A 244-nucleotide genomic window follows, 5' to 3' on the forward strand; every position below is an offset into this window, starting at 1 on the left:
TTGTTAAAATGGCATTTGCATACATTGTCATTGGATCATCAACTTTTTCCCCCACTTTAAATGCCGGAGTTGGCGTTGGTGGTCCAATAATAACATCGTAGGTAGCAAATACATTTTCAAAGTCGTTTTTAATTAATGTACGTACTTGTTTTTCGTTATTGTAGTATGCATCATAGTAACCTGAGCTAAGTGCAAATGTAACAATCATAATACGACTTTTTACTTCATCAACAAAACCGTCGCT

1 protein-coding gene is annotated in these 244 nt (G+C 34.8%); it reads right to left on the minus strand.

Translation table 11 applies throughout. The features are described from left to right. Positions 1-244, minus strand: a 244-nt coding sequence (locus tag JDS82_RS29355) for an amidase family protein (protein WP_242474953.1), incomplete at both ends; no start/stop codon positions are given.

The organism is Bacillus cereus group sp. N14, from assembly GCF_016483555.1.
GTDB lineage: Bacteria > Bacillota > Bacilli > Bacillales > Bacillaceae_G > Bacillus_A > Bacillus_A wiedmannii.